The following is an 8,723-nucleotide window of genomic DNA, read 5'->3' as shown; positions in this document are numbered from 1 at the left end:
TATTCAATTATAGAATCATGGCCTTGCTCATCACAATTGGGATGGTGTTTTTGGCATTTCAATACAATAAGGAAAAAAGTAGGCAGCTAAAAAGAAGAAAGGAGCTGTCTGAGAATGAATGAGATGCGTGAAGAAAATCAGAACCTATTTGAGCAAGAAAAGGAAATGGTTGCATTGAATAAGGTCTTGGAGAACAAAATTCTTATCAGGAAGGAAGAGTTGCTGATCAACAATCAAATGATTGAGAATTACTTGAACTTGAGCCTTACTCAAAATAAGCCTTTGTATGCATGAGGTTACAAAAATGATAGAAAATACTGCTCTAGATGGTCAGTATTCAGATTTGTTGAAACAAACTGGAGATAAGTTAACAATTGTTTTGAAAACCATCAGTCCAAAGTTATGCCATTTCAATAGTAGGGGAATGAATACATGACAATTATCAGACCCCGAGTGCATTTGCTTTTTACAAGAAGCTGTTAATCGCTGCATTGTTTTACTTCCTGTTGATGGTGGTGCGCTTCGTGTATTTTGAAGTAGATCCCTATGCGCAATGGGTTTATTTAGCCTTGTTGATACTTACTGGAGTTCTATCGGGCTGCTTGGATAGATTTCGATTTTTGGCGTTATCGGACTTTGTGTTTTCTGGTGGGTTGATTTCGTTTGTGCTGATGTGGATTCATACTGATGGCCGTATATATGGATCCTTGTCGACAACATACTATACCTTGTTGGCTGATTCGTTGCTGTCCTACCTCGTAACTACAGATTCCCTCGGCACTAGTGATTTTGTACAATTTGTTCGACGCTGACCTCTGTATTCAAATGCGCGGATGGATGCCAAACTCCGCAGCCTGGAGATGGATTGAGATCGATTACTTGATCAACTCCGTGATCATAGCAATATGCGTAGTGTATGTCAAAAGAGACTTGGAGAGTGAACGTCAGTCATACCTAAGCTACAATGATCAGATTGATCAATTGAATGAAGAATTGTTTCAAAAAAGAAAGAAACTGCTTGAGCAGCGCCAGTGAAATCCAGTCAACCAAAAATAATCTAGAAGATATCATCCTTCGTAAAACAGTCGAGTTGCAAAAGAAGAACAAGCAATTGTCCGATTATGCATACAATAATGCACATATTCTCAGGACTGCCTTTTCCAATATCTTAGGACTGATTCAGATTCTTGAAAAGGGAAAACCGAACCAGGACCACCTTCAAGAGCTAAAGGGACTTAAGGAACGAGCAGATCACCTTGATCAATTGGTAAAAGAGGTCAATCAAATCCTGAGATAGATATGTCAAGAGAGGTAAGTAAAAAAGCGTATTTTATAGATATATACCTTTGTAATATACGGAGAGCCTTTATAAAGAATGGTCAGATTTGCTAATTACATTAGGACTTGCTTACGGCAATCTCGTAATCAGCTATCAAAACATTCATGATCCGACTCAAGGAAATGTCTCTTGAAAGAAGCATACTCATCGTAGTTTGTGGCTTGTGCCTAATCAAAGTGGTGCATGGCCTGTATCTACTTTATCAGTATGATTTGGGTCAAGAAACGGCGATTTTATATTCTGGATTGTTGCTGATTACTATTGCATCTCTTGTATCAGCCTTTTATTCAAAATCTATTTTTCTAACCAGTTCAATTTTTGGTCTGGTTTTGACCTCTTTAGTTATCTGTGGATATACAAATGGAGGGCTGGTTGGCCTGTCCAAAATTAACCTGATGGCACTCATGGTTATTTTGATTATGGTTCATCGTGGCATGTGGTCAGTGGTATTTGGTCTATTTCTCTATGCCGTTCAGATGACTTTAATATGGGTTTGGTATTCTCATTATGAGTGGATTTCTGACATGGTACTTCCTTATTTTTACAATTTGACCTATTACCAGACTACCGTGGTGATAGTGGCAATTAGCTTTATATATCTGTCATATAGATATGGAAAGGAAAGTGAAAGACAGATCATAAGAGAACGAGAGTTATCCAACCGTATAGAGGAACTGGAAATAGAAAATTTGAAACTTGAAAAGCAGGAAATAGAACTGAAGGAGCTCAATGACCTATTGAATTTGAAGATTGATCAGCGATCCAAAGAACTGACGATTAGCAATCATTCCATCAATTCGTTCATGGATTTTAGTGTACAGGAAATCGCCCCCTCCATCAACCATCTGGCTGTTAAAATAGATTCCTTGGATTCAAAAAGTGAGTTGGCTACTTTACTTAAGGCATCAAGTAATAATTTGTCGACTGCATTTGTTGACATCAAGGATAAAATCGACTCAAACAATTGGTGATGGAGTCGTTTTATAAATCCAAATATCGAATTCCCTTTGATCAGACCTATTATGTCTACCTGCTATGGCTCAGTACTATTTCCTTTCTGTTTAGGTCAGTTTGGTCTGTCTATGTATGCGAGTCTGAGCAGATCCTGTTGATGTATGAGTTATTGTTTGGCTTGTCACTGGTCTGTTTGATGATGAGTTAGTGTTTCAGGGATTGAGAGTCCTAGCTCAGCATCTTTATGTCTATAGGTACACTCTTTGGATTTGGTTTTTTGTGGGATCAATATGGTGGTGTCAATGGCTCGTTTTCTTATGCGTATTTGACTTTGCTAGCGATCTATGCAGTGATTTTGCCAGGAGTTTTCAAGATTGTCTACTCTGTTGTGCTCTGTACTCTATGCGTGGTACTGACATCCTATTCCTACCCCACAGCTGATCAAGTTGATGCCTCTGTGGTGATTAGTTTTATAATCAATGCCACCATCACAGGAGGCACAGTGTTGTATCTGAAATGGTTCTATGATAAGAATCGAGAGTCTTTTTATGCTCACAATGAAAAATTGGATGAAAAGTAAATCGAGCAGTGTTCAAGAAGAAGGTGACTTTGCTCGAATTAACGCAAACAAATCCAAGACAGTGAAGGCCAATCTACAAAAACTAGTAGCTTCTCATACAGTTCAGTTGGAAGCCAAAAACCAAAGTTTATCTAATATGGCATTTAGCAATGCACATTATCTAAGAGCTCCTTTGACCAATATCATGGCAATCATCGAAATGATGAAAGCAGATGCAAAGGCTAGTGATCACGAGATAAAACAACTAGAATCACTAGCTGCTGAATCCATCAAACTAGACAAGGCCTTGCACAAGGTCAATCAGTTGCTAGATGATTAGAAAGAACCAAGAAGCCAAAAATCATCTATATCCTGAATGGTGCTTACCATTTGGTGCGTGGGGCATAGCAAAATTGAAGCTATCTTAGGATGTAGATTTTCCCAAAGCCATTTTTGAACCCCTTGTCTGCACTGGTCTTGCGATGTTTGAATTCTTCGCCAGGATTTTTGATCAAAACACGGTAGAGGTAGACACCATTTGCAAGTTGATCACCATGGTTGTCGCGACCGTCCCAAGCATAATCGGTAAGATTATTCCCAATGTTGATAGGTCCTAGTTCGTCCATAAAAATCTCTCTAACCACTCTGCCACTGATAGTCATGATTTGGATTTTGATGTCTTCAGGAAACAATTCCCCCGTCAAGGTAAATACAAATCTTGTTTGGGTAGAGAATGGGTTTGGATAGGGGTAAAAGTTGGTGATCGTAGACTCATTGATTACCTCAAAATTGATCTCATACGGCTGTACACCTGAGTCATTGCCTGACGCATCGGATACTTGTACACGTAGACCGTAGATACCATCGGCCAATTTTGCAGGTGTATATTGGATGGAGAAACTTTCCTGCTGGCTTGCTGCAGTCCAGGTTACCTCAGCTGCTAAATGGAATACGTACATAATCACAGGTCTCACATGGCAAGCGCATATAAAAATTCATACCCAAGGTGTCTTCTTTGAATAGAAATTCATCATCTGACATGGTGATGTGTACTTTTGGACTGGGAGATACAATGTCTCCATCCATGATTTTGATTCCGTCAAATAGGACATTGAGGAGAGGGTTGTGTTCATCTGCACTGACTGCTGTGTATTTTGATAGCCTTAGAGAATTGTTGCTGGTATAGATTTCTTTTTGGCTTGATTTGTTGACATCCAAGACTTAGGTCACTGGTGCTCAACATTATTCTTGGTCTTGAGTTTGATGTCAAAATTAGAAGAATCTCCAGCTTCCAATTTTGCAATCTTGAGACTGTCTTTGACAATGCTGTTGGCAGTAGTGTTGAGGAGGTTGTATTTGACGAGAATAGAGTCTTGGTAATCCTTTTTGGAGATATTCCAAAAGTATAAGGCGCACTGTAATCTTGTCCTTCTTGTAGGTCTATCGTTTGGTTAGCGGTGTTGTGAGAGAGGAGTACACCTTCTGCTACGCTTTCGTATTCTGCTTGCCAACTCTTAAGTTGTGGAGGAGAAAAGGCTACTACATCCGCCAGCCCAAGATTTAATCTGAGGTAGGGATATTAATAGGCATCTATGGTGCTGACATCATAGCTCAGGTCTGTGTTGTTGCCCATCAGGATGGCTTCATTTCCCACTTTGTCTATGCCGTATATTTTAACCACATATTTCATCATCCGCAGGATTGTTGGACATATCGATCTCTAAATTCACGCTACTCCATGATTTGGCAGGGCCAATCTTGTTAGTTGAGATTTCGCCCGTATCAAAGCTGCCCACTACATCTTCATTGAGGAAGAGGGTAGATTGATTGGCTGGTGTGGTCACTGGGAGTATCTCTATGGCTTCTATTCCAGTGTTTTTAGACCCAAGAAAGATGAATGGCTCATCTGTGACCAGATTGTCCAATGTTGTTCTTTTGATACCTAGTGACTCTAGTTTGGTCTTGAATTCATCAGTCCAGGTACTGTAATCTAGAGTCCCTAAAGAATATACCAATACCTTGTCACCATCCCCAACGGCATCTGTATGAGTCTCATGGGTGTGACAGTTCCACTAAAATCTGACGCGATGAAGTTGAAAATATACTGAGGCAAAAGACCACATATCAAGGGATTTAGTGAGGCGCTGGTATTGAATGTGATCGGGCTAAAGGAGAACGGAAGATTGGCGTTGAAAGGCCAAAAAATTAACCGTATTGTTTCTACAATGAGCGTTGGCTTGTGGCGAACTGGATATAAAGTAGTTTTGATTGTCCAAGAGGACTTTGGTATAGAGAAGGTTTGTGTAGGATGATTCGAACCATAGGTTTGTACCGAAAGATCCAAACTAGATGTGATGAAATCCCAAATGCCGTTGTTATCTAAAGTCAGTCCTATTCGATTCAATTCTTTCAACTGACTAGTAGATTGTTGTGTCCAACCTTCCATCCCAGCAGGTACGTAGGTAAATGATGAGGTTACCCAATCCTCGTTTTCACTGGGCAAGGGATCGCTGTATCTCGTTCGCCAATAGAACACTTTTCCACTTGTGATGTTTCCTTTGGATAATAGATCAAATGGAATCTGTCCGACAACTTTGGACTGGATAGATTGTGTGCTCAAGTAGGGGCTGTTGAATGTGTCTACCGTATCAATCTGAAAATCATAACCACGTGTGTTGGTCAAGATATTGGTGGATTGAAAGAAAAAATTAACATTCGACGTAGTCTCAATGCTATACATGGTAGGTAGCAGGTTCAATGTACTGCCATTGGATAGAAACAGATCAATGCTAGCACTGTTGTTGGTTTTACTGAGCTCGTCGATTTCACCAAATGGGTCAATGTCAATTCGCAATGTGTTTTGTCCCGCAGCATTAGTGATTTGATTATTGAGAATGAAACTAATCGTATCTTCTCTGAGTACTGGATCAATACAAAGGGCCATAGGTAATATTGGTGCCATCAGGTAGTGTCCTGACTACCTGTATTGAAAGTGGGTGTCATCATAGATCCCGAAGTTTTTGATATTGAAATCCAGTTGAAAAGAATCAATGGAGGTCAAGAGTTGTTGATTGTTGAAGGTTTTGATATGTATCAAATTTTCATCTACGCCATAGTCAGCTTTGTCTGCGCCAAAGACTTCTGGTAGCAGGATCTCCTTGCAAGTTGAGTAGATTGGACCTGAGCAATATTGGCATCCCCTGTGCCATAGTTTTGTATGTGATCTCTTGGCTGTTTCAGCTTTGATTTTACCTACGCCCAAACTGGTAAATGCCTCTTCATTAAAGGCCAGTTTGTAAAAAAGGTCACTGTACCTTTTGAGATTGTCGGGAAACCTAGATCGCTATGCGCCATAAAGGAGATTGCGCCTAGATCTGGTGTCAATATCCAGTCCACGCCAAATGACTCATCGTTTTCGCTAAAAAAATCCCCAGACTTGCAACCATTGACCATGAAAGTGGGGTATTTTCCCTTGTTGGAATAACCAAATGATGGGTCTGAGACTAATCCAATTTCGATATCCGATATACTACCACTTGAGTGCCCAAAAAAAGTGACCGTCATCACTCCATCATTGATTTCCTCAGATATATTGATGAGTTCCACTGCACTGTTGTTGTTTTTTGATATCAAAACTGACTCTCCACCTAGTATTTTGTCCACTGCAATGGTAGCAAATCCTTGTACCGTAGCCCTTGAAGGAATTGAGTCTTGCTCCAGAATTCCCTCCACTCAACTGTACCAGGTTTTTCCGCCTAAGATTGTCATAGGGTTTGGCCTCCATTTCTATCACTTTATTCAAGTAGGCCTGAACATGATCGGGTTGTGTGGCATTGATTCGCCCAGTTGCGATGGTTTCATAAGCTGTGCCTCAGTCAAAACCAGCTGAATACTCTACATCACCACCTGGATAACCAAATGTTGGTACCAGATGCTTGATGGTGGTAGTAGCTGGATCGAGTCTGTAGTAGTTGGAGCCTACATTGGAGCTCTTTCCGATTAGGAATAGATACTCAAGTCCACCGTTATCATACATGTATTCACTTATTCGTTTGATGGCCATGGGAGAAGGGTGACCATAATTGAATTGATCAAAAACTTGATCGACATTGAGATCAAGTACGGTATGACCACCACCTGCAGTACTTTTTCTGTAGTTGGCATAGGCCAAAATCTGGTCTCCTTGATTGTTGCTTGTGCTGGCACGAAGGCTTTGGTGTGTGATGATGAGGTAGTCAAAAGAGGCAGGATCAAAGTTGTTGAATGTGGTCTTGGTAATGACGGGGACAGTTTTGTAGCCTGATTGGGCGAATAGAGTTCGTATAGTGTTGGTGTTGTTTACGATTGCATTGAATGAGTTTGCAAACGAATTGATCCCGATTGAAATGGGAGAGGAGATGGTTGTGATATCATATAAATGAATGTTGGTCAAGGTGTTTTGTACATTGATATATGATTTTCCTCCCGCATTGCTCTTAGTTGAAGTACATGATCGGAGGTACCTCCTAGGTCAAATGATCTGCTGTAGTTTACTTTGACATAGGCGATGCCTGCTCTGTCAGCATTGCCATTGACGCCATTGACCGTAATTCTGACGACCATTTCTCCGCCAGAGGATATGTCTGATGCTTGTAGATTTTGATTGATTTTATGGTTGGCTATACCATTAAATTTGGCTGTGGTGAGTTGGCGCAGACTGGATGTATTTGCCCCAACAAAAACGGAAATGTCGTGGGCATTGTTATTGCCTCCTGTGAGCAGAATCTCTATAGTAGGAGTGTGTAGCCAAGTTGTACTTGACTGTGGAGACCAGTTAGTGTTTGCGTGACAGATTGGCCTTTGGTGACCATGGATCCTGTCCACCCTTCTGCATAATCATAGCTCCCGAGCAATACATCATTGGAGAATCCGTGACTTTGTCCTGAGAAGTAATAATTGGCATAGACTGCACGGCTTTCTTGGATGAAATAGTTTTCGGCAGCCAGTCCTCCTACGTTATTTTCTGAGTACTTGGACATTCTCAATCCAAAACCTAAATCTAGTCTGTAGGTGAGGAAATAAGCACTGCTGTCAGAAAATAGGTTGTAGTAAGTGTGCGGTTGTGCATCGGTGGCTAGGTAAAGCGGAGTGTCTGAAGTGCCATCATGTTTCTGCCCGTAAAACTCGATGTAATCACTCACATTGAATACACCGTCACTTTCACCCACTACGGAGATGGCTACTTCTTGTCCTTTGTAGAACAGTTGAAATTTTCTTGGATCTACACTGCCTACTGGACTCCAGCTGTGGCTAGCTGGGTTCGTGTCAATTGATAAATGCCATTTTCAGCAATCTGAATCTTGTAATACTGTTGATTGTAATTGATCCACTCATTGCCGTATGGCTGAGCCATGAGCATGTTGAGTGACATGACCAAAAGACATAGAGGCAAGATGATGTGTTTACTTTTTGTCATTGAAACGGGCTTTCAAAGATAGTACATGGGAGTAGGAAGATTCGGCTTGATCTCCGATATCAGTCATTGCGTAATCGATACTGAACTGTTTCAGTTGGACGCCTACTCCAAAATTAGGTTGGAAGACTGTAGTATAGGATCGGTCAAAATTTTGGATTTCTTGAAACTGTCCTACCCCAAATCTGACAAAAAATTTGTCGACATAGCCCAATTCTATTCCTGCTTTTGGGTCTATAGACAATTGCTCTGATTTGATCAGCGTGTTTCTTTTGCCATCGAGGGTGCTTTCTAGGTCAACAGAGATGAGCATGCTCAATTTTTGTATAAAGTTTAGCCTATAACTAGCTCCCGAAATGAATCTAGGAAGTGTGACTTCTATTGAGTTTTCTGGGATTTCGTTTCCAGTCTGGGCGTAA

At 40.8% G+C, this 8,723-nt stretch carries 16 protein-coding genes and 2 pseudogenes; 8 read left to right on the top strand and 10 right to left on the bottom strand.

Annotated features, from left to right (window positions below; all coding sequences use genetic code 11):
• Nucleotides 1-114: 114 nt before the first annotated feature.
• The 7 genes from N7U62_RS23005 (at nt 115) to N7U62_RS22975 (ending at nt 3,192) form a co-directional block, all read left to right on the top strand.
• Nucleotides 115-294 (top strand): hypothetical protein, encoded by a 180-nt coding sequence (locus tag N7U62_RS23005; RefSeq protein WP_264140520.1) that lies wholly within the window; start codon nt 115-117, stop codon nt 292-294.
• 543 nt (nt 295-837) lie between these two features.
• Complete coding sequence (locus tag N7U62_RS23000) at nt 838-1,035, top strand: hypothetical protein (RefSeq protein WP_264140519.1); 198 nt, start codon at nt 838-840, stop codon at nt 1,033-1,035.
• Entirely contained in the window at nt 1,019-1,297 is a 279-nt protein-coding gene (locus tag N7U62_RS22995; protein ID WP_264140518.1) for an ATP-binding protein, read from the top strand. Before N7U62_RS23000 ends, N7U62_RS22995 begins: the two co-directional genes overlap by 17 nt.
• 146 nt (nt 1,298-1,443) lie before the next feature.
• Entirely contained in the window at nt 1,444-2,310 is an 867-nt protein-coding gene (locus N7U62_RS22990; protein WP_264140517.1) for a hypothetical protein, read from the top strand.
• Nucleotides 2,310-2,501, top strand: a complete 192-nt coding sequence (locus N7U62_RS22985; RefSeq protein WP_264140516.1) for a hypothetical protein — start codon at nt 2,310-2,312, stop codon at nt 2,499-2,501. Before N7U62_RS22990 ends, N7U62_RS22985 begins: the two co-directional genes overlap by 1 nt.
• A gap of 36 nt (nt 2,502-2,537) precedes the next feature.
• Nucleotides 2,538-2,873 carry a hypothetical protein gene (locus N7U62_RS22980; protein ID WP_264140515.1) on the top strand — a complete coding sequence of 112 codons (336 nt, stop codon included), beginning with the start codon at nt 2,538-2,540 and terminating at the stop codon, nt 2,871-2,873.
• Nucleotides 2,863-3,192 carry a hypothetical protein gene (locus tag N7U62_RS22975; RefSeq protein ID WP_264140514.1) on the top strand — a complete coding sequence of 110 codons (330 nt, stop codon included), beginning with the start codon at nt 2,863-2,865 and terminating at the stop codon, nt 3,190-3,192. The genes N7U62_RS22980 and N7U62_RS22975 overlap by 11 nt, the downstream gene beginning before the upstream one ends.
• Nucleotides 3,193-3,271: 79 nt before the next feature.
• On the opposite strand, the gene N7U62_RS22970 is transcribed toward N7U62_RS22975, so the two are convergent.
• From N7U62_RS22970 to N7U62_RS22955, 4 genes are all read right to left on the bottom strand, one after another.
• Nucleotides 3,272-3,811, bottom strand: coding sequence for a hypothetical protein (locus N7U62_RS22970; protein ID WP_264140513.1), 540 nt, complete (start codon nt 3,809-3,811; stop codon nt 3,272-3,274).
• Nucleotides 3,786-4,070 carry a hypothetical protein gene (locus tag N7U62_RS22965; RefSeq protein WP_264140512.1) on the bottom strand — a complete coding sequence of 95 codons (285 nt, stop codon included), beginning with the start codon at nt 4,068-4,070 and terminating at the stop codon, nt 3,786-3,788. The genes N7U62_RS22970 and N7U62_RS22965 overlap by 26 nt, the downstream gene beginning before the upstream one ends.
• Nucleotides 4,071-4,525: 455 nt before the next feature.
• Nucleotides 4,526-4,867 carry a hypothetical protein gene (locus tag N7U62_RS22960; protein WP_264140511.1) on the bottom strand — a complete coding sequence of 114 codons (342 nt, stop codon included), beginning with the start codon at nt 4,865-4,867 and terminating at the stop codon, nt 4,526-4,528.
• Entirely contained in the window at nt 4,852-5,814 is a 963-nt protein-coding gene (locus tag N7U62_RS22955; RefSeq protein ID WP_264140510.1) for a hypothetical protein, read from the bottom strand. The genes N7U62_RS22960 and N7U62_RS22955 overlap by 16 nt, the downstream gene beginning before the upstream one ends.
• Nucleotides 5,815-5,844: 30 nt before the next feature.
• Here N7U62_RS22955 and N7U62_RS22950 point away from each other — a divergent pair, with 30 nt between their 5' ends.
• Entirely contained in the window at nt 5,845-6,000 is a 156-nt protein-coding gene (locus tag N7U62_RS22950; RefSeq protein ID WP_264140509.1) for a hypothetical protein, read from the top strand.
• A 104-nt stretch (nt 6,001-6,104) separates the two neighbouring features.
• Here N7U62_RS22950 and N7U62_RS22945 read toward each other — a convergent pair whose 3' ends face one another.
• From N7U62_RS22945 to N7U62_RS22920, 6 genes and pseudogenes are all read right to left on the bottom strand, one after another.
• Nucleotides 6,105-6,584: a C25 family cysteine peptidase gene (locus tag N7U62_RS22945; protein ID WP_264140508.1), complete on the bottom strand. Its 480-nt coding sequence runs from the start codon at nt 6,582-6,584 to the stop codon at nt 6,105-6,107.
• Between the two features lie 34 nt (nt 6,585-6,618).
• Nucleotides 6,619-7,284, bottom strand: a pseudogene (locus N7U62_RS22940) (C25 family cysteine peptidase); the annotation flags it as partial.
• Nucleotides 7,281-7,454: a hypothetical protein gene (locus tag N7U62_RS22935; protein ID WP_264140507.1), complete on the bottom strand. Its 174-nt coding sequence runs from the start codon at nt 7,452-7,454 to the stop codon at nt 7,281-7,283. The gene N7U62_RS22935 and the pseudogene N7U62_RS22940, both read right to left, overlap by 4 nt.
• Before the next feature lie 164 nt (nt 7,455-7,618).
• Entirely contained in the window at nt 7,619-8,059 is a 441-nt protein-coding gene (locus N7U62_RS22930) for a hypothetical protein (protein ID WP_264140506.1), read from the bottom strand.
• Between the two features lie 62 nt (nt 8,060-8,121).
• Entirely contained in the window at nt 8,122-8,307 is a 186-nt protein-coding gene (locus tag N7U62_RS22925) for a hypothetical protein (RefSeq protein ID WP_264140505.1), read from the bottom strand.
• Nucleotides 8,294-8,723, bottom strand: a pseudogene (locus N7U62_RS22920) (putative type IX sorting system protein PorV2); the annotation flags it as partial. The pseudogene N7U62_RS22920 and the gene N7U62_RS22925, both read right to left, overlap by 14 nt.

Origin of the sequence: Reichenbachiella ulvae (genome assembly GCF_025833875.1) — a bacterium.
GTDB lineage: Bacteria > Bacteroidota > Bacteroidia > Cytophagales > Cyclobacteriaceae > Reichenbachiella > Reichenbachiella ulvae.
The sequence above is the reverse complement of the archived record's forward strand: the minus strand, read 5'-3'. Positions and strand labels throughout refer to the sequence as shown.